Source organism: Nocardia citri (assembly GCF_054065835.1).
In genome coordinates this window covers 1-321 of record NZ_JBSUQM010000087.1, presented here as the reverse complement: position 1 = coordinate 321, position 321 = coordinate 1, and the positions used below count along the sequence as shown (strand labels likewise).

Here is a 321-nt window from a genome sequence, read left to right as displayed (position 1 = left end):
ACACTGATGCTTTCAGGACTCAAACCGTCGATAGGGTCGGTTGGCGATGCCTTCGACAATGCCCTCGCCGAGACCACGATCGGGCTCTATAAGACCGAAGCGGTCCGTGATGATTCCCCGTTCCGGAGAGGCCCGTTGCACCGGCTCGCTGATGTCGAGCAACTAACCCATGAGTGGGTCAGCTGGTTCAACGAGTCCCGGCTGATGCACCGGCTCGGCCGCAAACCACCGGTCGAGTACGAGGCCGACTACTATGCCGCTCTGACCGAACAACCGGTCGGAGACAGATAACCGGGTGCGCATGAAACCCGGGGGGATTCA

Annotated in this window: 1 protein-coding gene; it reads left to right on the top strand. The window is 60.4% G+C overall.

Annotated elements, in window-relative coordinates:
• Positions 1 to 291, top strand: a 291-nt coding sequence (locus ACW2Q0_RS31230; protein WP_457194512.1) for an integrase core domain-containing protein, incomplete at its 5' end; no start/stop codon positions are given.
• Between the last annotated feature and the right edge of the window lie 30 nt (positions 292 to 321).